Here is a 21,416-nt window from a genome sequence, read left to right as displayed (position 1 = left end):
CTCTCTTTCGAGGTGGCGTCCATTCCGTAGGGAGCCCCCGGCAGTGACCTCGATCACGAAACCTTCAAGCGTTGACCTGGAGGAACGACATACATGAAGCCCGTCTGCGAACGCTGACGTCCCAGTGCGTCTCTCCCTGGGCTGCGCCGGATCGGTAGGGGGAGAAGGCGTCCGTCACTTCCTGTGCGCACCGCAGGCTCATCCGGGGGGCGGCCCTCCGACATGCCAATGGGCGCCGGGTATCCGGCGCCGATTGGCGGTCATCTACTGCTCGGCGGAGCTGTCCCCGGCCTCTGTCCAACTGCGCCACCGGCGCGCCTGCGGCGGCGTCGCCGCGCCGACGGCGTCCCGGCAGGCCGCGCGGATGGGGCAGATGCGGCACACGCGCTCGGCCATGCCGAACGCGACGGGTGCGTGCGCATCGCCTTCTTTTAGCGGGTGCTGCGCGCACAGGCCTTTGCTCCACGCGATCGGCTGAGCGATCGCGGCGTTTTCATTGCGCAGGCCGCTGAGGGCACGCACGATCCCCGCCGCGTCGGGCTGGCTGGGCGCCGCCCGTCTCGGGCTGGGCAGTTCGGAGAGCGCCCTGATGCGCTCCACGTCAATCACTCGTCCCCCTAGCAACGTCAGGACCGGTAGCCCCGGTTCCTGCGCAGTGACCGTCTCGGCGGACAGCCTTCCCACGAGCTCCAGGTCCCTGAGGTCTCACGAGTGGCGCCCCTTCCAGCGCCTGGAGCCGCCGGGAAGGGTCAGTGCCCCATGCCCACGCCGCCGTCAACGGGCAGGACGGCGCCGGTGATGTAGGACGCTTCATCGCTGGCCAGGAAGCGCACGGCCGCAGCGATGTCCTCGGGCCGGGCGGCCGTACCGAGCGGGATCTGGGCGAGCAGGGCTTTGATGCGCTCCTCGGGAAGGACGGCCGTCATGTCAGTGGAGGTCAGGCCCGGTGCGACGACGTTGGAGGTGATGTTGCGCGATCCCAGCTCGCGGGCCAGGGAGCGGGAGAAGCCGATGAGGCCGGCTTTCGCGGCCGCGTAGTTGGACTGGCCCGCCTCACCGAGCAGTGCGACAGCGGAGGAGATGAAGATCATGCGACCCTTGCGCGCCCGCAGCATGCTGCGCGTGGCGCGTTTGGCGAGGCGGTAGGCGGCCGTCAGGTTTGTGTCGATGACCGCAGCGAAGTCCTCTTCCGGCATTCGCATCAGCAGGCCGTCGCGGGTGATGCCGGCGTTTGCTACGAGGACCTCGACCGGCCCGTGCTCTTCCTCGATGCGCTTGAATGCGAGCTCGACCTGTTCGGGGTCGGTGATGTCGCACTGAACCGGAAGGACGCTGTTGATGGCAGGGGGTTCGCCCGAGCGGTAGGTCACGGCGACGTTGTCCCCGGCTTCAGCCATCGTCCTGGCTATCGCGAGTCCGATGCCACGGTTGCCACCGGTGATGAAGACGCTGCGGCCCATGTGGGGCACCTTTCAGGTCGATATTGACAGATAAGGCCCGCCGAGGCGCGGCCTGTAGTGACGGCGTGCTCAGTGGGCCCGCAGGGGCCTCCCTGCGCACGGCTCACTTTGCCTGGTTTTCATCTTGTTAGGTCGCCCTTGTCGCTGCCGGTCCTGACACATCCGGTACTGCGAGTGCGGTACGCACCTGCTGGGAGCGAAGTTTGGGGCATTTGTCATAGTGTGGAGGGTGCATTGAGGCGCCCAAGGAGGTCACGCGGCGCAAAAGGTGCGTTAAGGTCTGGCCAATCTTTTTGTTTTTTCTGGCTCATACAGGATGAAAGACCATGACAACCGCTATGCCGCCCCTCACTCGCATGCTGCGCACCTGGCGCCAGCGACGAGATCCCCGCGCAGTGCCCGGATTCACCGAGCGTTACGGCAAGCGGACCCGCAAGGGTCTTACCCAGTTGGACATGGCCCTCCTGACGGGAATGTCAGAGGGCTGGTACCGCAAACTGGAGACCGGCGTAGAGGCTAACTACTCCGACGACGTCCTGGAGCGCGTCTCGCGGATACTCGGCCTCAACGAAGGTGAGCGTACGCACCTGTTCTACTACGCCACGGGCCACGAGCCCGCCCCGTTGAAGCGCCCGGATGCCAGCCGCCTCGACCCGACCATCGCGGCTCTCGTTCATCAGCAGTTTTGGCCCGCCTACACCTTCGGCCTGGACTGGGACATCCGTGTCTTCAATGAGCCCGCAGGCCGCGACTTTCCATAGATGCACCACGGCGTCAACGTGATGATCTGGGCCTTGACCTACCCCGAAGCTCGCCTGCAACTCATCGACTGGGAGGAAACTTGGGCCAAGCCCATGGCGTCGATCCTTCGGCTGACTGCCCAGGCCAACCCGGACAACGAGCGCCTGGCCGAAGTTATCCAGGAGATCAAGGAACGTGACGAGACCGCGCGGGTGATCCTGGAGGAGGACAACACCGCCAGGGTCCACCCCGACGGGGATGTCCGCCGCCTGCACCTGCCCAACCGCGACGGTGTGTTCGAGGTGGAGTTCATCACCTTCGCCCGGCTGCGCAACAACACCAAGCTGATGGTGGTCATGCCACCTGGCGGTCCTGCCTATCCGCAGGCTAGCCTGGCGATGCCCTCCACCATGGCCAACGTCCCAGTAGGCACGTCAGCTACTCCCGCTTCGGCGTAGGCGGCCGCAGTCTGAGTAAACAGCCGCTCAGGGTGAGCCCACGAGCCCGCATGTTCCGCCATGACCAGGCGGGCGGCCTCGGCCAGGGGAACCCCGGCCTGGGCATGCTGCGCAGCGGATGCTGCAACCGAGGACAGGTAATCCTTGAAGGCAGTGACGTCGGCACGACTCATCAGGGGCCCATGCCCGGGCACAAACTGCTCGGCCCCCGTAGCCAGCAGCCGGTCGCACACCGCGGCGCATGCGGACGGCGTCCCGGACCACACCACCATGTGCGCGCCGCTGAACAGTGCGTCGCCAGCGAAGACTATGCCGTCCTCGGGGATGTGAACGGCCACGTCGCCGGCGCTGTGGCCCTGACCCAAGTCCAGGAGTTCGACCAGCGACTGCCCCACCTTGACTTCCAGCCGACCGGCGAAAGTCTGGGTGGGGCCGGTGACGGTGACGCCGGAAAACGAGAAGCCTCCGAAGTGCCGCGCCGCGTATGCTGCGGCCTTGCCCTGGACGCTCCCCGAGCACAGCATGGTCAGCTGTTCGGGACCCATCTCCTGACACGCGTGGCGAGCGGACAGCTCCGACGTGATGATCGTCGCGTCAGCGACGAGCTGGTTGCCCCAAGTGTGGTCACCGTTCGCGTGCGTGTTCACGACGGTGGAGATCTCCGTACCCGGTAGTGCCGAGGCGACTGCGTGCAGCATGTGACGTGTCGCGCTGAGCGTGAACTGCGTATCGACCAGCAGGACTTGGCCGTTGCTGGAAACCACGCCGCTGTTACTGAAGCCCCAGCCGGGCTGGTCGTTCATCCACGCCCAGGTCGTGGCGGACAGATGCTGGAGGGTAGGGGAAGACACCGCAGATCATCCTATTCCATAGGGCATTGCGGCAGAAACCGCATGAAGTGAGTGCATCTTAGGAACAGATGTCATCACCGAAGCAAATGAGACTGGAGCGAAATCAGGCCGGGGCTACCAGTAGCCGGGCAGGCCAAGTCCCCCTGGCGCATCACGCTTCGAGGCGCGCGGCAGTGGAGAGCCACGGCCCAGGTGACGCCTCACCTGCGCGGTCGAGTTTCACCGCTCACCGGTCAGTCGCGCCCAGGGTGAGAGGGGCCCTAACGCCACTCAATACGGATCCGCTCACTGGGGTCACGATGCCTGCCACGCCCCACCGCGAGTACGCGCACCTTGACGATCACCACGCCGAGCAGCGCCCGCTGCCATGCCCGTGGTGCCGTCTTCCACCAGGCGGCTAGGTCCTCGACGCCATCGATGGGAACGTCGATCAGCTGCTCCAGGTAGCGCAAGCGGCTACGCGCCTCCCGCAAGTCCTGGTTGGTGGCCTTCTCGGCCGCCTCGTACGCTGCCGGCACCAGCATCTCGCGCATCTCGCGCAGCTCCCCGAACCGCTTCTCCGCCCCCTCGACGTGCGCGCGGAGGCGTTCGGCCTCATCCCGCAGATCGGCGAGCAACTGCGACACTCGCTCCCGCGTTCCCGGGCGCAGAAGCTCGGCAAGAACTTCTTCCGCCACGGTGTCTTCGAACCGGTCGCCGTTGATCCGGACTCGCCCGCACGACGTCTGCCCCGCCCTCGGAGGAGGGCACCGGTAGGTCGGGGCGCCGCCGCTGGTAACGCGAGCGCCCACCATGCTGTGGGCACACCGGTCACACTCCGACAAGCCGTCCTTCATCAGGTAGTCGAACGCCTCGCGAGGCTCGGCCTGCTGCCCCGCCTGCTCGGTGAACAGGGCGAGAAGCCTCAGGCGCTCGTCGGGTGTCAGGACCGTTTCACCGAAGTCCGTAATGAGCTGACCGTCATCGTCGAGCCCGGCCATGCGCGGGTGGCTCAGGACACGGGTCAGTACCTCTGGAGCCCACTCGTTGCCGCGTGTCGTGCGATGTCCCTGGGCGTTCATCCACCGACACACCTCAGCTCTGGCTTGCTGGTCGAACAGCAGCGAGGCGGCTTTCCGCAGACCTTTGGCCTCCTCGGGGTGAAGCCCCCCGCGGCGACTCAAATAACCAGTCAGCCGTGCCATGCGTCTCCGTCCGATCACGAGCTGATCGCCTGCCCGCTAGCGACCCTCTTAGCCCAGTAATAGGTCACGATAGCTGCAAGGAGTAGGAGGTGGAATCCGCAACGCGACCTCGGTGAGGCGCACTGATGTATTTGCGCACGTCAAAGCCCCGCACGCCCCGAAAGCCGTGAGGCACGTCACGGCACCCGCTACAGCAAGACGCCCACTCGCACAGTTGGTCGCCGAGCTTCAACCGTGCGACAAGGCAGCCCGGCCAGAATCCCGAGAGGCGGCCCTGGCCGAGCACCACCGGGGGCGCTCCCCCCCCCGGCTACGAAACCCCCAAGACCTTCCACAGCGAAGCCGTCGCCACCTTTTGAGTGCGCCCCAAAGGGATCAGCTTCGCCGGGAACTCATCCGCCTTGATCAAGTCGTACGCCTTGTCCGCCCCGATCCCCAGGGCGCGTGCAGCTGTCACGACGTTCACTACTGCCGGCAGCGATCGGACTTCCTCTACGGACATCCCGCTACACCGCTGACGCTGCTCAGTCACAGACGAGGACAAAGGTGGTCACATCCCTCTTCCCCGCGCCACCTGGCAGGAAGCATACGACGGCCAAGGAAGCGTCACCTTCGCTACAGCAAGATCAGGGCACGTAAGGAACGACCCACCGCAATCAGGGGGATATCCGAGTGTTCGACGGCAGTACCTACAAGCGATGCAAGTGCACCGAACCCAAGTTGGATGGCGACGGTCAGCCCGTCCTCGACGCGAGCGGCCAGCCCACATTTCGTGAACTTGGCTCTGCCTGCCCCCTCCTCATCAGGCGCGACCACGGCTCCTGGTACTACTACGTCAAGCTCGCCGACGGTCCAGGTGGCAAACGCCGACGCCCACGCAAAGGCGGCTTCCTCACGCAGAAGCAGGCCAAGGAGGCAGCCCAGAAGCTGTGGGACGAAGCTCAGGGGGGCATCGACGTTGACACCAATGAGACTGTCGCCTCGTACCTCGACCGCTGGCACGCGAAGCGCGTCGACCTAAAGCGTAAGACCCGAGGTGACTACCGCGACTTCATCGACCGTGTCTTCAAGCCCGCCCTCGGCCACCTCCCCATGCGCGATCTCCGCGAGCGCCACCTCCAAGAGATGTTCCAACATATCTGGGCATACAACGAGGTCAAGAAGGCCAACCGCGAAGCGGCAGAGCTAGCCAAGATCGAATGCGACGCAGCCCACTTGGCCTGGAGCCAAGCCTCCACGCCCCGGCCGCCCGAGCTGCGTCTGGCATGGCACCAAGCCTGCGCGGCTCTCAAAGAAGCCCGCGCCAAGCCTCGCCAGAACACTGGACCCGCCTCCCAGAAGAAATACCTCGACTGTCTCACCGCCGCACTCGGCGACGCTGTCACCGAGAAGCTCATCACGCAAAACTGGGCCAAGCTCGTCGTCGTCCCTAAATATGAGCGCCCCCAACCGCTGGTCTGGACCGACGAGCGAGTGGCGCGCTGGCGCGAGACCGGCCAGAAGCCCAGTCCAGTCATGGTCTGGACCCCGGAACAGACGGGGGAGTTCCTCGACGCAGCTGTCGATCACCCCATGTACATCATGTGGCACCTCATGGTGTACCGGGCACCACGTCGAGGTGAGGCAACAGGCCTGCCGTGGAGCGAACTCGACCTCGCCAAAGGGGTGGCACACGTATCCGGTCAGCTCGTCACCGACTCCAACTACAACGTATGGAAGGACACCCCCAAGAGCCGCAGCGGCCGCCGCACGGTCGCTCTCGACCACGCCACTCTGGCCCTGCTCACGGCCTGGCGCGACGTACAAAAGGCTCAGCGCGCCGAATGGGAGACGAAGCACCGCGAAGACCCTAAGAACCACGGACCGTACGTCGATTCCGGCTACGTCTTCACCCGACCCGATGGACACCCTCACCACCCGGCCAACGTCTCCCAGGCCTTCAATAGGTTCGTCCAGCGCATTGGTCTGCCACCGATCCGCCTCCACGACCTGCGTCACTGCGCAGCCTCACTCAGCCTGGCTGCCGGCCTCTCCATGAAGGCCATCCAAGCCCTGCTCGGCCATAGCAGCTACCAACTGACGGCTGACACCTACACCAGCTTGTTGCCTCAGTTCGAGCATGCCGCCGCCAACGCCCCGCTTGAACTCGTGCCACGCCGCAACGGAGTGGAGAAGCCCGACGGTGAACAGACCTCCGCATCAGAGGTAGACCACGAGCAGGCCACGGCTTCGGTTCCTCCCGGAGCAGAAGCGCAGGATGAGACAGTCGCCTCCGCCACGGTCCCAGAAGACCGGCACCTGCACGTAGTACGTATCGACCGGGGAGACCAGGCGCAAAACGCCGCTTGAGCGCGCTGTCCCCCGCACGTCCCCCCGAGGGCTTCGGCAGTCTGGATGACCAGACCCTCGACGAGGTGCTCGACGTCCTGGACTCGCTGCGCGAGCGGGACCGCAGCGTCGGCATCGTCAGCCATGTCGCCGACCTGCGCCGCCGGGTGCACGCGCAGTTGGAGGTCGTGAAGGGCAGGGCGGGGTCGGTGGTGCGGCTGCGGGGAGAGGCCTGAGGGCTGTTCTTCACCTCCCCGGCGGCCGCCCTGCCGCCCGTCGCCCGGTGGCCCGTCGCCCGGTGGCCCGTCGCCCGGTCGCTCACCGTCCGAGCGGCCGCCCCGTCAGCGGAGACGAGTAGACGACACTCGTCGTCACCGAGCCGAGCGCGCCGATCCTGCCGGACACCTCCTCCAGGTGCCGCATGGACCGCGCGGCGACCTTGATGACGAAACAGTCGTCCCCGGTGACGTGATGCGCCTCCAGGATCTCCGGCGTCGCCTCGACCAGGTCGTGGAACGGCTTGTAGTTGCCGTTCGGATAGCGGAGCCGTACGAACGCGAGGACCGGCAGGCCAAGCCGCTCCGGGTCCACCACGGCCGCGTAACCCTGGATGACACCGGCCCCTTCCAGGCGCCGCACGCGCTCGGTGACGGCGCTCGCGGACATGGAGACGGCGCGTGCGAGCTCGGCGTAGCTGGCGCGGCCCTGCCGCTGGAGGACGTCGAGGATGCGCCAGTCGGTGGCGTCCGTGGAATAACCGGTCATGTCCGAGAGGAAACAGGGAAAACCCCGGCCGATCAAGAGGTGGACCGGGAATGGGCCCTTCAGGTCCGCGGGCCACGCTCATAGATTTTCAGCCATGGCTCACATGACTCACACAGCCCGCATGACTCACTCAGCCCACATGACTCACTCAGCTCACTCAGCTCAGATAGCCGCCGGAACCGACACGAGCGTCGCGGACAGCACTGATCCTGTCCTGCGCGTCCCGCCCGCCGACCCCGCCGCCGCCGTCGCCCACTTCTCCGCGAGCCTCGCCTTCCACGCCGACGTGTCCGACGTCGCCGCCGCCCTCGCCGCCGACGGCGACCCGGGCTTCGTCCTCCTCGACTCCCGCTCCACGGAGTCCTGGGACCAGGGCCACATCCCCGGCGCCGTGCACCTGCCCACGGCCCTGATCCCGCAGCAGGCCGGTCGGCTCCTCGACAGGGCGGTCCCGGTGGTCACCTACTGCTGGGGCCCGGGCTGCAACGGCGCGACCCGCGCGGCCCTCTCCCTGGCCCGCCTCGGCTTCCAGGTGAAGGAGATGCTCGGCGGGTTCGAGTACTGGGTCCGGGAGGGCTTCGCGTACGAGACCTGGGAGGCCGCGGAGAAGCGCACCGCGGACCCGCTCACGGCGCCCGCCGACGGAGCGGACTGCGGCTGCTGAGCCGGGGCCCAGGGTAAATCCCCGTGCGCGAGCGGCCCGGAGCACGCATCATGACCTGTCATGCCCGAACTTCCGCAGCCGCCCACCGCCGCCGAACTCCGCCGCGATCCGCTCCCGTTGCGCGGACGCACCGCCCTGGTGACGGGAGCGAGCAGGCGCGACGGCATCGGCCACGCCGTCGCCCGTCGACTCGCCGCGTACGGGGCGAGTGTGTATCTGCACCACCACGTGCCGCACGACGCCGAGATGCCCTGGGGCGCCGACCGTACGGAGGACGTCGTCGCCTCCGTGCGCGAGGCGCTCGCCGACCCCGGCGCCCGGGTCGTCCACGGCCCCGCCGACCTCGCAGACCCGGACGCGCCCGCCGCGTTGATCGCCACGGCCGCCGAAGCGCTCGGCGGGCGCCTCGACATCCTCGTAGCCAACCACGCCCGCAGCGGCCGCGACGGCACCCTCGACGAGATCGACGCGGCCACGCTCGATGCCCACTGGGCCGTCGACACCCGCTCCGTGATCCTGCTCGTGCAGGCGTACGCACGGCTGCGCGCCGGGCTCGCACCGCGCACGCCCGGCGGACGCGTCCTGCTGATGACGTCCGGCCAGGACATCGCGGGCGGCATGCCGGGCGAGCTGGCTTACGCCCTCCAGAAGGGCGCCCTCGCCTCGGTGACCCGCTCCCTCGCGACGGCGCTCGCCGACCTCGCCGTCACGGTGAACGCCGTCAACCCCGGTCCCGTGGACACGGGCTACATGTCCGGGGAGGCGTACGAGCACATCGCCGCCCTCTTCCCTGCGGGACGGTGGGGCACGCCGGACGACCCGGCCCGGCTCCTCGCCTGGCTGGCCACGGACGAGGCCTGTTGGATCACGGGCCAGGTCATCGACTCGGAGGGCGGCATCCGGCGCTGAGCCGCAGGCCGCGGCCCGGCGGTGCGCTGTGCGGTGCCACCGCACAGCGCACCGCCGCGTCACAGCGCCGACAACTCGTCCACCAGGTCGTCGAGCCCGAGCGACCCCTGGGACAGCGCCGCCATGTGCCACGCCTTGGCGTCGAACGCGTCGCCGTGGCGCCGCCGCGCGTTCTCGCGGCCGAGCAGCCAGGCGCGTTCGCCGAGCTTGTAGCCGATGGCCTGGCCGGGGATCGTCAGATAGCGGGTCATCTCGCTCTCGATGAAGTCCGCGGGGCGGCTGCAGTGCGCTCCGTAGAACTCCTGGGCCAGGTCCGGCGTCCAGCGCTCGCCGGGGTGGAACGGGGAGTCCGCGGGGATCTTCAGCTCCAGGTGCATGCCGATGTCGACGATGACCCGCAGCGCGCGCATCATCTGGGCGTCGAGGTAGCCGAGCCGGCGCTCCGGGTCCGTGAGGAAGCCGAGCTCGTCCATCAGGCGCTCCGCGTACAGCGCCCAGCCCTCGGCGTTGGCGCTGACGATGCCCACGGTCGCCTGGTAGCGCGAAAGGTCCTGGGCGACGTGCGCCCACTGCGCGAGCTGGAGGTGGTGGCCCGGCACACCCTCGTGGTACCAGGTGGAGACGAGGTCGTAGACGGGGAAGCGGGTCTGGCCCATGGTCGGCAGCCAGGTCCGGCCCGGCCGCGAGAAGTCCTCGGACGGGCCGGTGTAGTACGGGGCCGCCGCGCCGCCGGGCGGAGCGATCCGCGACTCCACCTTCCGCACCCGCTCGGCGAGTTCGAAGTGCGTGCCGTCCAGCGCCTCGATGGCCTCGTCCATGAGGTCCTGCAACCACTGCCGCACCGCGTCGACGCCCTCGATGTGCGTGCCGTGCCCGTCGAGGTGGGCGAGCGCCTCCCACGGCGTCGCCGCGCCCGGCAGGATCTTCTCGGCCTCGGTCCGCATCTCGCCGAGCAGCCGGTGGTACTCGGCCCAGCCGTACGCGTACGCCTCGTCGAGATCCAGGTCCGTGCCGTTGAAGTGCCGTGACAGAAGGGCGTAGCGTTCACGGCCGACCACGTCCGGAGCACCCTCGACAGCGGGTGCGTACACGTCCCGCATCCAGTCGCGCAGCGCCACCACCGCGCCGGTGGCCGCCTTCGCAGCCGTGTCCAGCTCGGCCCGCAGCGCCTGCGGCCCGTCCGCCGCGAACTCCTCGAACCAGCCGGGCCCGCCCTCGGGTCCCGCCCACTGCGTCAACTGCTCGACGAAGGTGGCCGTCGGTCGCGGCGCCCCGAACAGCTTGCGATCGAGGCCCAGTTGGAGCGAGGCGCGGTAGCCGTCGTACGCGGCGGGCACCGCGCGCAGCCGTTCGGCGATCGTCGCCCAGTCCTCGTCCGTGTCCGTGGGCGTCACCGTGAAGATCTCGCGGACCGCGTGCGGCGGCGTGTGCAGATTGCCGACGGCACGCAGCCCCTCGTCGGCCTCGTGCACGGCCAGCTCCGCGCGCAGCCGTTCGCGCAGCAGCCGGGCGCAGCGCCGCTCCACCTCCGCGTCGGCACCCGGCCGCCTCTCCGCCTCGTCGAGCCGGGCCAGCGTCGTCCGCGCGAGGTCCGCCAGGGCGTCGAGGCCCGCGGGGGACAGGTCGGGAAGCTTGGCGTGGCTCTCCTTGACGCCGAGGTAGGTGCCGGTGACGGGGTCCAGGGCGATGAGTTCGTCGACGTAGGTGTCGGCGACCTCGCGGGGCAGCGGGCCGCCGGGGGTGGTGGGAGTGATCTTCGTGTCTGACATGCGGACATCCTGGTACGAGACAGGGGCGCGCGTCACTGCCGCGTCACCGCCGCACGGGGTGGCCCGGCTGTCACCGACTCATTGTTTGACTGATCGTTCTGGATGTGGCTAGCGTCCGCGCCATGGCCAGGACCAAGGAATTCGACCCGGACGCCGCGTTGGTGGCCGCCCTTGAGCTCTTCTGGAGCCGCGGTTACGAGGCGACGTCCATGGCGGACCTCGTGGAGCGTCTGGGCATCGGCCGCGCCAGTGTCTACGCGACCTTCGGCAACAAGCGCGCGCTGTATCTCAAGGCGATGGACCGCTATACGGAGCTGAACGACCCGCTGCTCGTCGACGAGCTGTCCAGGCCGGGCCCCGCCCTGCCGGGGGTCCGCGCGCTGCTGCTGAGGTTCGCCGCCGAGTCGTCGGCGCCCGGTTCCCGGCTCGCGGGCTGCTTCGTGACCAACACGGCCGCGGAGCTCGCCCCGCACGATCCCGCGGCCGACCGCAGGGTCGAACTGCACTGGGAGCAGCTCGAGACGCTGCTGCACGCCGCGCTCACCCGGGCGCGGGCCCAGGGGGAGATCCCCGAGGGCCGCGATCCGCGCGCTCTGGCCCGCATGCTGCTCGTACTGCTGCAGGGGATGCGGGTGGTCGGGAAGGTCTCCGGCGGCGAGGCCCGCGTCCGGGAGGCGGCGGACCAGGCCCTTTCCCTGCTCGGCTGAGCTCGCCCGAAGGCCCCCGCCAGGCCTTGCCATGCCGCACGCGCACCTTGATAACAGAATGTTCGGTCAGTTATGACAGTTGCGTAAGGAAGAACACACATGGCGGAGAAGAAGGTGGCCGTACTCGGCACCGGCGTCATCGGCGCAGAAGGCCGAAGCCCTCCGCGAGTGCCGGGCTCTCCGTGAGGGCCCGGTTTTCCGCTACGCCGTGCGTGCGGGCCGTGCGGGCCGTGCGGTGGGTGCCCGTGCCCGCCGCGGGTGGGGCGGTGGGCACGGGCGTCGGAGCGGTGTCTCGGAGGCGGCTGTTGCCTCAGCGGCGGCTGCCGTACGGCACCTGGGAGCTGACCGGCGTGGTGTCGAGGCGGGCGGTGATGACCAGCGTGCCCTCCTCGATCTGGAAGTCCAGGGGCAGGTTGAGGCCGCGCATCGCGGCGACCATGCCGGTGTTGGACGACTGCGTGACCGCGTAGACGCTCTCGCAGCCCGCATCGATCGCCATCGAGACGAGACGGCCCAGGAGTTCGCCGCCGATGCCGCGGCGCTGCCACTCGTCCTCGACGAGCAGCGCGATCTCCGTCTCGTCGCCGTCCCACAGCAGATGGCCCAGGCCGACGATGCGGCCGGAGGCGGTCCGGGCCGCGAGCGTGCGCCCGAACCGCGGGCTCAGGAGGTGGTTCAGATAGCGGTCGGCGTCGTTCACGGGGCCGTGGTACCGCATGCCCAGGGTGCGCTTCGAGCAGCGTTCGTGCATGGTCTTGGCGGCCTTGAGGTCACCCGCGTCGGCGCGGCGCACCGTGATGTCGGGCCCCTCGGGGAGCGTGAGGACGTCCTGCTCGCGCGGGATGCGCGGACCGAGCCGGGTGTCCAGCTCCACAAGCGCTCGCGCGCGGGCGAACTCGGTGGGGGTGAACGGGAGGTGGGGACGCTCGACCGTGATCACTCCGCCTTCGGGGGCCCGCAGTCGCAGCACGGTCCCCTCCAGTACGCCCTCGACGGGCGCTGTCCCTTCGCCGGCGCGCTCGCCCACCGAGGCGGCGGGCAGCGAGCGGATGGTGCAGCGGCCGAGGAGCTGGCGCAGGGCGAGCGGCAGTTCCGCCGCGTCCAGGGCCGTGCGCGTGGCCAGGCCCAGGATGCGCGTGGGCGCGTCCACCAGGTCGTGCGCGTCGGCCCGCTCGATCCAGGTGCCGGAGCCGCCCGCCCGCGCGACCGTGCGCGTGAGGTCGGCCGCGGACAGTGCCGTCGGGGCCCGCAGCAGGAACTCGTCGATCGTGCCCTCGGCCAGCGGGTGCGTCTGCAGGCTGAGGATGTCCACGCGGTCATGGGCCAGTGCCGTGCACAGCGCCGCGAGTGAGCCTGGGGTGTCGCGCACGGTCGTACGCAGTCGCCACAGCGTCGTGGACTCGGCGTGCGCTCCCGCGCCGTCACCGGACGGTGCCGTGGACGTCTCCGGCGGCACACCGGACCCGGGCCCGGACCCGCCTGCCTCGGCGTGGGCGGACCGGGTGCCGGTGCCGGTGTCGGCCGTGCCCGGCGGCGCATGAGTGTGGCGTCGGGCCCACCAGGTGTGGAACCCGACCGTCGCCAGCAGGATCACGGCCGAGAGGAGGAGCAGTTCGGGCCCGTCCGGGCCGTGCCCCACGAGATTGGCCACCGCGTCCGCCGCGGCCACGGCCGTGAACAGGGCGGCCAGTTCGACGACGTCCCGGCGCCAGTGGTGCACCGGCCTGCCGTGCCTCTTGCGTGTCACATCAGACATGTCTGCACTCATGCAGCCACTCTGACCGAAGCCTGTTTCGTGATCACGAACGCTTTGTGACTGATGAGTTAAGAGCGGTTCTGTCCGATTCATTACTCTTTGATCACCCTGCTTGTCCATCGCTGTCCCCCGTATGGCCGCACTGGTCCGCGCGGGTGCCGAGCGCCCCGAGAGGCCGGAGCAGCCCGAGCGGTACGGTCTCGCCCCCGAGCCGTCCGACTCGCCCACGCGCCGTCCGTCACTGGCCCACGCGTCCCGGCTGCAGCACCTTGGTGAAGAGCACGCCTCCGCCCTGCTGACGCAGCCGCACCGTCAACTCGCCGCTGTCGCCGTCGATGTCCACCTCTCCGTAGTACGGCGGTGTCTCTGCCGGTGATGTGTTGGCGCGGTCCGGTGCCTTGACGAACGTCTGGTCCGGGCCGAAGGTTCCGTCGAGTTTCACGGCGGGGAATCCGCCCGCGGCCAGTGGCCCCGACACGAACTCCCAGAAGGGCGCGAAGTCCTTGAAGGCGGCGCGCGCCGGGTCGTAGTGCTGCGCCGAGGTGTAGTGGACGTCGGCGGTCAGCCACACCGTGCCCGTGATCCGGCGGTGTTTGATGTGCCGCAGGAGCTCCGCGATCTGCAGTTCGCGGCCGAGCGGCGCGCCCGGGTCGCCCTGGGCGACGGCCTCGAAGTTCTCCCGGCCGTCCGCCACCACCAGGCCGAGCGGCATGTCGGAGGCGATCACCTTCCACACCGCGCGGGACCGCGACAGCTCGCGCTTGAGCCAGGCGAGCTGCTCGGCGCCCAGGATGCCGGTGGCGTCGTCGGGCTGGCGGCCCGGCGAGTTGGCGTTGCGGTAGGTCCGCATGTCGAGCACGAACACGTCGAGGAGCGGGCCCTGTCGCAGCACCCGGTACACCCGGCCGTCCCGGCCGCCGGGACGCTGCGTGGAGATCGGGTAGTACTCGCTGAACGCCCGCAGCGAGCGTCGCGCGAGGACGTCGACGTCCTTCTCCGTGTAGCGCGGGTCGTCCAGGATCTGCCCCGGGTACCAGTTGTTGCGCACCTCGTGGTCGTCCCACTGCACGATCGAAGGCACCTGCGCGTTGAAGCGGCGTACGTTCTCGTCGAGCAGGTTGTAGCGGAAGTTGCCGCGGTACTCGGCGAGCGTCTCGGCGACCTTCGACTTCTCCGGAGTGGTGATGTTCTTCCACACCCGGCCGTCGGGCAGCGTGGCGCTCGCCTGGATGGGTCCGTCGGCGTAGATGTTGTCACCGCTGCACAGGAAGAAGTCGGGGTTGCGGCCGCGCATCTCCTCGTACACGCGCCAGCCGCCGAGCTCCGGGTTGATGCCCCAGCCCTGGCCCGCGATGTCCCCCGACCACAGGAAGCGCACACCGTCACGGCGCTTCAAGGACGTCGTACGGAAGGTGCCGGTGACGGGCCGGCCCGTGCGGCGCGGGTCGTCGGGGTCGGACAGGAAGACGCGGTAGTGGATCTGCGCGCCGCTCGGAAGGCCGCGCAGCCGGGTCGTCCCTGTGAAGTCGGTGCCCGGCCCGAGGAGCGGGCCGTGCCATCGGGTGGGTCTGCGGAAGGACTCCGTGGCGGAGGTCTCCACGATCATGCGGGCGGGCCGGTCGGACCGTACCCACACGAGCCCCGAGTGCGCGCCCACGTCACCGGCCTGCACGCCCCAGTCGGCGCTCGGACGCCCCCGCAGGGCGAGCGCCGGGGCCGCACCGGAGAGCGCAGGCAGGGCCAGGGCCGCGGGCGCCACGAGCGAACCACGGAGCAGGCTGCGGCGACGGGGGGAGGGGCTCGGCGAACGGTCTGACATGAAGACGCCTCCAGGGACGGCGAGTCGATCGAGTGTGCAGTGCCACGTGTACTGCGGCCTCGCGGCGCCCACAAGAACCACACGTGAACAACTGACCCCGGACACGCGGAAACCAGCCGCAACGGGGCGGCGTGCGGGCGGCGTGCGGTCGGCCAGGCCCTAGGGCCGTGGACGCAGGCCGTAGGCCGCGGGGACCACGACCCCGGTCCGATGGCAGCAAGATCGTCCGGCCGTAGGCTGACCGGAGCGGCCCACGGAGATGCGGCCGCGGACAAGGAGAATCCCGTGCCCGTCGACGGCCGCAGTCACATCCGCATCGCCCGCCCTTCCCGAGACCTGGCCGCCGCCGAGCGGTTCTGGGTCGAAGGACTGGGGCTCGACGTCCTGTACCGCCACGACGGGAGCGGCGGGCCCGGCGAGCACGCACTCCTCATGGTCGGCTGGCCCGACGCCTCCTGGCACATCGAACTCGTCCACGAGGCGGCCGCCCCCGTGGAGCCCCGCCCCACCGAGGAGGACCTCCTCGTGGTCTACGTGGCGGGCGAGGTCCCCGACACCCTCGTCGCTCGCCTCCAGGAGCACGGTGGCACGCGCGTGCAGTCGCCCAACCCGTACTGGAACGAGTGGGGCGTCACCGTGCGGGACCCGGACGGCTACCGCCTCGTCCTCAGCACCCGCGAGTGGTCCAACTCCTGAGCGACGGCTACGGAGACGACGGGTACAGAGGCGACGGCTACGGAGACGACGGGTACAGAGGCGACGACAAGGAGACGACGGTTACAGCCGCTGCCGGGTGCGTGGGCGGGGCGTCCTCGTCAGCGGCTGGTGTCCAGGATGACGCGCGCCACGAGCGCCGGGTCGTCGTGCATCGGGACGTGCCCGCAGCCCGGCAGCCGCACGAGGCGCGCCCCGGGGATCGTGTGCTTCGCGCGGATCCCCTGGCGGCGCAGGAGCAGCCGGTCACGACTGCCCCAGGCGACGGTGACCGGCACCTGCGGCACATCGTCGCGGAACTGCACCCGCCGTCCGGCGGCCAGCGTCTCGTGGAAGCCGGCGGCTCCGCGCAGGGCGAGCGTCTCCGCGACCACCGCCTCCGGCGAACGGTGGCCGGGGCGGGCGTAGATGGTGCTGGTGAGCACGGTCCTGCCGACCGCGCTGCGTGCGAGCCGCTCGACCATGGGAAGGGGCATCGCCCGCGCGATCCCGCGCATCGCGCGCAGGGTCGTGAACGCGTACTGCCGCTCCGCCCCGGACCAGAACCCGGCGGGCGAAAGGGCGGTGACGGACCGCACGAGGTCCTCACGGCCCATCTCCAGGGCCAGGAGGCCGCCGAGCGAGTTGCCCGCCACGTGCGGCCGCCCGACGCCGAGGGCGTCGCACAGACCCCGCAGCGCGGGCACCACGGACCCCAGGTCGTACGCGAGTCCGTCCGGCAGCGCCGGGGAGGCGCCGAAGCCAGGCAGATCCACGGCTATCACGTCGCGCTCGGCCGCGAGGATGCCGGCGACGGGATCCCAGGCCTGGCGGTGGTGGCCTATCCCGTGCAGCAGGAGCAGCGGCTCCCCGGTGCCCGTGCGCCGGTAGGAGACCGTCACCGTGCGCGGGCCGCGGGCCGACTCGACGCTGAACGAGACCTCAGAGACCTCGGAGACCTCGGAGACCTCTGCCACCCGTGCGGCCATGACTGCTCCTGACTTAGACATCTTGTCAGGAAGGATTACCGCCCAGTAGTGACGAGTTCAAGGGTGCGTGCGTGACGAGTTCGGCCGGGGCGTCGCCGACGGGGCGCGACCGCCGCCGATGAGGGCGGTCCGCCGGGCCCGCGACCGCTGTGATCCTCGTCCGACCGCCCCGGCGCGGGTGGACACCGGCAGTTCCGTGAGCTGGGATGGTGACGTGACTGCCGACACCGTGACCGACGTCTTCGAAGAGCACAGGTCCGTCCTGATGGGCGTCGCCTACCGCATGCTCGGGCGGGTGGCCGACGCGGAGGACGTCGTCCAGGACGCCTGGCTGCGCTGGTCGGCGGGCGAGCGCGGGGAAGTGCGCGAACCCCGCGCCTACTTGGTGCGCGTCACCACCCGGCTCGCCATCGACCGGCTGCGCCAGGCCCAGGCGCGGCACGAGGCGTACGTGGGCCCCTGGCTGCCCGAGCCGATGGTCACCGACTTCGGGCCGACCGTGCCCGACACCGCCGAACGCGCCGTGCTCGCCGACTCCGTGTCCCTCGCGGTGCTCGTCGTCCTCGAATCCCTGTCGCCCCTGGAGCGCGCGGTGTTCGTGCTGCGGGAGGCCTTCGGGTTCCCGTACGCGGAGATCGCGAGCACGCTCGACCGCAGCGAGGCCGCGGTGCGCCAGCTCGCCGGGCGCGCCCGCAAGCACGTGGAGGACGGCAGGCCGCGCTACGAGGTCGACCCCGCCGAGCGCCGCGACCTCACCGAACGCTTCCTCGCCGCCGCCACCGAGGGCGACCTGGCGGGCCTGATGTCACTGCTCGCACCGGACGTGCACCTCGTCGGCGACAGCGGCGGCAAGGCCAAGGCGCCGCTGCGCGTCCTGCAGTCCGCGGACAAGGTGGGCCGCTTCCTCATCGGTGCCGCGCGGCAGGGGGTGCCGGGCGTGGAGACGTACGAGTTCCGACCCGTGGAGGTCAACGGCGCGGCGTCCGTACTCGTCCTGGGTGACGGCAAGCCCGACAGCGTCCTTCAGTTGGATGTCGCCGACGGGCGGATCCAGCGCGTCTACATCATGCGGAATCCGGACAAGCTCGTCGGGCTGACCTCCTAGGGCGCCGGCCCCCGCGGCACTGGCCCCGCCCGGTAACCGGGCGGGGCCACTGTCGCGCGCGCCGCCATGTCCGACGTATCGGATTGCGTCACATCGCCCTCAGGGTGTCGACCGGGCGCGAACAGCGCGTGAATGCTCTGTGGCATCACTTCATTGCGGGCTGTAACGGACTCAGGATTGGTCTTGACCAAGGGTGAGCGCGGCTCTATCGTCGCTGAGATAGTGCAGGAACCTTTAATAAACAAGGCGCTGAAAAGCCGCCTGCGCGCGGCGATTGCGGAGGACAGGGTGGGGACCACGCAGCTCGAAACGGTGCCGGAGCCGAAGTACTGGCACCTCAAGACCGTGCTCAGCGAAGCGCTGGACTCCGAGTTCGCCGTGGGCGAGATCCTGCCCAACGAGCGCGACCTCGCCGCCCGGTTCGGCGTCGCCCGCGCGACGCTGCGCCAGGCACTGGAGCAGCTCGAGCTGGAAGGGCGGCTGCAGCGCCGCCGAGGTGTCGGCACGACCGTGGCGCCGCCCCGCATGGGCGTGGCCGTCGGCTCCGCCCAGGGGAGCTGGCCCGGCGCGGTCGGCGACGCCTGGCAGCCGGCCGACAGCGAGCTCGCCGCGCCGCCCGCCCATGTGGCCCGCGCCCTCGGCGTCGAGCCGGACGAGCCCGTGCACGTGGTGCGGCGCACCCGCGTGTCGCACGGCCAGCCCGTCGCCGCCGAACTTCTTTACGTCCCGGCGGCCTCGGTCCCCGACCTCTCGGCGATCGACGCCCCCGCGGGACCGGCCCGCGCGCGTGCTGTGCTGCGCGAGCTCGGGCGGCTCGACCTGGAGGGCCAGGACCGTGCCGTGGAGCTCGGCTCCGCCCGCGCGGACGACGCCAAGGCCCTCGACCGGCTGCCTGGTGCGCCCGTCCTCCTCGTCACCACCCGTTTCCTCGCCGGCGGCGGCACGGCCGCCCTCTCCGTGGCGACGTACCGCGCGGACACCTGCCGCCTCACCTTCGGCGACCAGGGAGCCGTCGAGATCCACCACGGGCCGGAGCAGCGCGCTTCCTGACCCGGCGGGGCGCCCTGTGACCGACCGGGCGGGACGCCCTCTGAAGCAGGCGCGCTGCCGTACCGGCGCCGTACCGCGGTCTTCATAGGCCAGGGGGTGTTCCTCCTGGCCTACTGGTGTGCCGTCACCGTGCCCTCGACGGCGAACAGTTCCTCGTCCACGTGGTCGAGCGCGAGCCGCAGGGCGCCCGTGGCCACGGCGGCCTCGCCGAGGAGCGAGAGCGCCACCCGCGGTGGCCGCAGGCAGTAGCGGGTCAGCTCGCGGTGGAGCGGCTCCAGGACGCCGTCGAGGCCCGCCGCCCAGCCGCCCACCACGACGAGTTCCGGGTCGAGCGCGAGCACCAGGGCGCCCACGTCGTGCACCAGGCGCCGTATGAAGCGGTCGACCGCCGCGCGGGCCCGCTCGTCGCCCTCGCGCGCGTGCGCGAAGACCTCCGCAACCGCCTGCTCGTCCAACGGGTGCAGCGGTTCGTCCGTCGTCGACAGAAGCGTCTCCGGCGTCACGTCGCGGCCCAGCAGGTGCAGGGCGCCGATCTCGCCCGCCGCCCCGCCGTACCCGCGGTGCAGCCGCCCGCCGATCAGCGATCCGGCACCGGGGCTCAGGCCCGCCAGGACGAACACCACGTCGTCCGACTCCGTGGCCGCGCCCTTCCAGTGCTCGGCGACCGCCGCCGCGTTGGCGTCGTTCTCCACCAGGACAGGGCACTTGAAGGAACGGCGCAGCCGTTCGCCCAGGGGCAGGCCCGTCCACCCGGGCAGCGCGGTGCTCAGCCGCACAGAGCCGTCGGCCTCCACGATCCCGGGGCTGCCGACGCCGACGGCGCGCAGCGAGCCACGGGACACCCCCGCGCGGCGCAGCAGGTCGGCCACGGCCGTGCGCAGCTTGTCGAGGCGCTCGTCCGCGGGCGCCGTCTCCGACACGTTCTTCGCCGCGGTGCCGAGAATCTTGCCGTCGAGGTCGGACAGGACCGCGGCGACCCGGTGCGCGCCGATCTCCAGGCCGAGCAGATGGCCCGCCTCCGCGCGGAAGCGGAACTTCCGCGCAGGCCGTCCCTGGCGCCGCGCGCCGCCCTCGTCCGCGTCCGTCTCCACGACGAGCCCGGCCTCGCTCAGCCCTTCGACCACGCCCTCGACGGTGGGCCGCGAAAGCCCCGTCACCCGGGTGATCTCCGTAAGAGTCGCGAAGTCCGCGGCGCGCAGTGCGTGCAGCACCACCGCCGAGTTGATCCGCCGTAGCAGAGAAGGATCCCCGCCGGTCAGCCGCCCCAACGTCCGTCCTTCCGTTCCATGCGCATGATGGGCGAAGGGTACTCGGAAGGCGCCGACCGGGGCGAGTGCCGATCAGGCCGCGGGCCCGACCGGACTCGGCCGCAGGTGACGAAAGCGGACCAGCCGGGCGGGCCGCCGACGGTGACGGGCGCGGGCTCGCCGGGCGGGCGGGGGCGTGGGCGGGTGGCCGGATCAGCCCGGCGCGACGAAACCGGATTCGTACGCCGTGATGACGGCCTGGGTGCGGTCGCGCGCGCCGAGCTTGGCAAGGAGCGAGCTGACGTGCGACTTCACGGTCTCGGTGCCGACGACGAGGCGGGCGGCGATCTCCGCGTTGGACAGGCCGCGCGCCATCAGACGAAGGACTTCCTCCTCGCGGCCGGTCAGCGCCGCCCGCTCCAGGGCGGCCACCGCGGCCGGATTGCCGCGCCGGGTGCCGTGGGCGCCCGCGAGCTCCCGCACTGCCGCGGGGAACAGCAGCGACTCGCCCTCGGCCACGAGGCGCACCGCGTGCACGATCTCGGCCGGCCTGGCCCGCTTCAGCAGGAAACCGTCGGCGCCCGCGCGCAGCGCCTCGTACACGTACTCGTCGTTCTCGAAGGTCGTGATCACGACGATCTTGGGTGGATCGTCGATCATGCGCAGCACCGCGCGCGTGGCCTCGATGCCGTCGAGGAGCGGCATGCGGACGTCCATGGCGACGACGTCCGGGCGCAGCTCACGCACCAGCGGGATCACGGCGGCACCGTCCGCCGCCTCACCCACGACCTCGATGTCCGGCTGTGCTTCGAGTACGGCGCGCAGACCCGCGCGGACCAGGGGCTCGTCGTCGACGAGCAGGACGGTGACCGGCATCCGGTCAGCGTAGATCACGAACCCATGCCCAGGGGCCCCACGCCC

The 21,416-nt window shown here is 70.3% G+C and carries 20 protein-coding genes and 1 pseudogene; 10 read left to right on the top strand and 11 right to left on the bottom strand.

Features of this window, described 5'->3' with window-relative positions; translation table 11 throughout:
* Positions 1–264: 264 nt before the first annotated feature.
* Together IG78_RS0122450 and fabG are read right to left on the bottom strand one after the other, a co-directional pair.
* On the bottom strand, positions 265–609 hold the full coding sequence (locus IG78_RS0122450) for a hypothetical protein (protein ID WP_157855849.1): 345 nt from the start codon (positions 607–609) through the stop codon (positions 265–267).
* A 140-nt stretch (positions 610–749) separates the two neighbouring features.
* Positions 750–1,460 (bottom strand): beta-ketoacyl-ACP reductase, encoded by a 711-nt coding sequence (gene fabG / locus IG78_RS0122445; protein WP_030565985.1) that lies wholly within the window; start codon positions 1,458–1,460, stop codon positions 750–752.
* A 326-nt stretch (positions 1,461–1,786) separates the two neighbouring features.
* On the opposite strand from fabG, the gene IG78_RS44200 reads away from it, so the two are divergent.
* Positions 1,787–2,221 (top strand): helix-turn-helix domain-containing protein, encoded by a 435-nt coding sequence (locus IG78_RS44200; RefSeq protein ID WP_078965381.1) that lies wholly within the window; start codon positions 1,787–1,789, stop codon positions 2,219–2,221.
* On the top strand, positions 2,222–2,659 hold the full coding sequence (locus IG78_RS49345) for an MmyB family transcriptional regulator (RefSeq protein WP_157855848.1): 438 nt from the start codon (positions 2,222–2,224) through the stop codon (positions 2,657–2,659).
* Here the strand turns inward: IG78_RS49345 and IG78_RS0122435 are convergent.
* Both IG78_RS0122435 and IG78_RS42515 read right to left on the bottom strand, forming a co-directional pair.
* On the bottom strand, positions 2,578–3,462 hold the full coding sequence (locus tag IG78_RS0122435) for an MBL fold metallo-hydrolase (RefSeq protein WP_157855847.1): 885 nt from the start codon (positions 3,460–3,462) through the stop codon (positions 2,578–2,580). The two genes, IG78_RS49345 and IG78_RS0122435, sit on opposite strands and share 82 nt — an antisense overlap.
* A gap of 308 nt (positions 3,463–3,770) precedes the next feature.
* Complete coding sequence (locus IG78_RS42515) at positions 3,771–4,694, bottom strand: recombinase family protein (protein WP_078965380.1); 924 nt, start codon at positions 4,692–4,694, stop codon at positions 3,771–3,773.
* A 672-nt stretch (positions 4,695–5,366) separates the two neighbouring features.
* Here IG78_RS42515 and IG78_RS0122420 point away from each other — a divergent pair.
* Both IG78_RS0122420 and IG78_RS0122415 read left to right on the top strand, forming a co-directional pair.
* Positions 5,367–7,043, top strand: a complete 1,677-nt coding sequence (locus tag IG78_RS0122420; RefSeq protein WP_030565979.1) for a tyrosine-type recombinase/integrase — start codon at positions 5,367–5,369, stop codon at positions 7,041–7,043.
* A 26-nt stretch (positions 7,044–7,069) separates the two neighbouring features.
* A pseudogene (locus IG78_RS0122415) lies at positions 7,070–7,258 on the top strand (SbcC/MukB-like Walker B domain-containing protein); the annotation flags it as partial.
* 82 nt (positions 7,259–7,340) lie between these two features.
* Here IG78_RS0122415 and IG78_RS0122410 read toward each other — a convergent pair.
* Positions 7,341–7,787 carry an Lrp/AsnC family transcriptional regulator gene (locus IG78_RS0122410; protein ID WP_030565975.1) on the bottom strand — a complete coding sequence of 149 codons (447 nt, stop codon included), beginning with the start codon at positions 7,785–7,787 and terminating at the stop codon, positions 7,341–7,343.
* Between the two features lie 139 nt (positions 7,788–7,926).
* Here IG78_RS0122410 and IG78_RS0122405 point away from each other — a divergent pair, with 139 nt between their 5' ends.
* On the top strand, positions 7,927–8,451 hold the full coding sequence (locus IG78_RS0122405) for a rhodanese-like domain-containing protein (RefSeq protein WP_051852844.1): 525 nt from the start codon (positions 7,927–7,929) through the stop codon (positions 8,449–8,451).
* Between the two features lie 60 nt (positions 8,452–8,511).
* Positions 8,512–9,360 (top strand): SDR family oxidoreductase, encoded by an 849-nt coding sequence (locus IG78_RS0122400; protein ID WP_030565972.1) that lies wholly within the window; start codon positions 8,512–8,514, stop codon positions 9,358–9,360.
* 59 nt (positions 9,361–9,419) lie between these two features.
* Here the strand turns inward: IG78_RS0122400 and IG78_RS0122395 are convergent, their stop codons facing one another.
* Complete coding sequence (locus IG78_RS0122395) at positions 9,420–11,129, bottom strand: DUF885 domain-containing protein (protein ID WP_030565971.1); 1,710 nt, start codon at positions 11,127–11,129, stop codon at positions 9,420–9,422.
* Positions 11,130–11,251: 122 nt separating this feature from the next.
* Between IG78_RS0122395 and IG78_RS0122390 the strand changes: the two genes are divergently transcribed.
* Positions 11,252–11,836: a TetR/AcrR family transcriptional regulator gene (locus IG78_RS0122390; protein ID WP_030565970.1), complete on the top strand. Its 585-nt coding sequence runs from the start codon at positions 11,252–11,254 to the stop codon at positions 11,834–11,836.
* Positions 11,837–12,146: 310 nt separating this feature from the next.
* Here the strand turns inward: IG78_RS0122390 and IG78_RS0122385 are convergent, their stop codons facing one another.
* Positions 12,147–13,592, bottom strand: a complete 1,446-nt coding sequence (locus IG78_RS0122385) for a GNAT family N-acetyltransferase (protein WP_225882179.1) — start codon at positions 13,590–13,592, stop codon at positions 12,147–12,149.
* Positions 13,593–13,830: 238 nt separating this feature from the next.
* Complete coding sequence (locus IG78_RS0122380) at positions 13,831–15,411, bottom strand: alkaline phosphatase D family protein (protein ID WP_030565968.1); 1,581 nt, start codon at positions 15,409–15,411, stop codon at positions 13,831–13,833.
* Positions 15,412–15,696: 285 nt separating this feature from the next.
* Between IG78_RS0122380 and IG78_RS0122375 the strand changes: the two genes are divergently transcribed.
* Positions 15,697–16,107: a VOC family protein gene (locus IG78_RS0122375; RefSeq protein WP_030565966.1), complete on the top strand. Its 411-nt coding sequence runs from the start codon at positions 15,697–15,699 to the stop codon at positions 16,105–16,107.
* A gap of 119 nt (positions 16,108–16,226) precedes the next feature.
* Here the strand turns inward: IG78_RS0122375 and IG78_RS0122370 are convergent, their stop codons facing one another.
* A complete protein-coding gene (locus tag IG78_RS0122370) occupies positions 16,227–17,093 on the bottom strand; it encodes an alpha/beta fold hydrolase (protein ID WP_051852843.1) in 867 nt (288 codons plus the stop codon).
* Positions 17,094–17,307: 214 nt separating this feature from the next.
* Between IG78_RS0122370 and IG78_RS0122365 the strand changes: the two genes are divergently transcribed.
* Together IG78_RS0122365 and IG78_RS0122360 are read left to right on the top strand one after the other, a co-directional pair.
* On the top strand, positions 17,308–18,198 hold the full coding sequence (locus tag IG78_RS0122365) for an RNA polymerase sigma-70 factor (protein WP_030565962.1): 891 nt from the start codon (positions 17,308–17,310) through the stop codon (positions 18,196–18,198).
* Between the two features lie 288 nt (positions 18,199–18,486).
* Positions 18,487–19,248 carry a GntR family transcriptional regulator gene (locus IG78_RS0122360; RefSeq protein WP_030565959.1) on the top strand — a complete coding sequence of 254 codons (762 nt, stop codon included), beginning with the start codon at positions 18,487–18,489 and terminating at the stop codon, positions 19,246–19,248.
* A gap of 110 nt (positions 19,249–19,358) precedes the next feature.
* Here IG78_RS0122360 and IG78_RS0122355 read toward each other — a convergent pair whose 3' ends face one another.
* Together IG78_RS0122355 and IG78_RS0122350 are read right to left on the bottom strand one after the other, a co-directional pair.
* Positions 19,359–20,516 carry an ROK family transcriptional regulator gene (locus IG78_RS0122355; protein ID WP_030565958.1) on the bottom strand — a complete coding sequence of 386 codons (1,158 nt, stop codon included), beginning with the start codon at positions 20,514–20,516 and terminating at the stop codon, positions 19,359–19,361.
* Positions 20,517–20,708: 192 nt separating this feature from the next.
* Positions 20,709–21,371 (bottom strand): response regulator transcription factor, encoded by a 663-nt coding sequence (locus IG78_RS0122350; RefSeq protein ID WP_030565956.1) that lies wholly within the window; start codon positions 21,369–21,371, stop codon positions 20,709–20,711.
* Between the last annotated feature and the right edge of the window lie 45 nt (positions 21,372–21,416).

Source organism: Streptomyces aureocirculatus (assembly GCF_000720475.1).
Lineage (GTDB): Bacteria > Actinomycetota > Actinomycetes > Streptomycetales > Streptomycetaceae > Streptomyces > Streptomyces aureocirculatus.
The sequence above is the reverse complement of the archived record's forward strand: the minus strand, read 5'-3'. Positions and strand labels throughout refer to the sequence as shown.